This is a genomic window from Bartonella sp. AA2SXKL (assembly GCF_042197205.1).
GTDB lineage: Bacteria > Pseudomonadota > Alphaproteobacteria > Rhizobiales > Rhizobiaceae > Bartonella.
The window spans coordinates 1-281 of the sequence record NZ_JBHIRN010000224.1; positions in this window are offsets into that span (position 1 = coordinate 1).

The following is a 281-nucleotide window of genomic DNA, read 5'->3' on the forward strand; positions in this document are numbered from 1 at the left end:
AGGCAGATATATCCTCCCCCACCTCTCTCAAAAAATCATCAATCTTTCCCAAAAAACACCCCGCGCTGACTTAATAAGAAAACAGCTTTGCCTTCAATTTCTGTGATCAATATAATAACACTGCCGAATAAAATATTGTAAATAGAACTGTCTAATACTCCTAAATCAACACCTCCCCCAACTCCACAGGCTTCCCACTCTCAAAAAGCAGGCAGATTTCAACACTGCATTGCACTCACTCTCACTCACTACCGTACCGCGATCGGGATAATAAAGCCTGA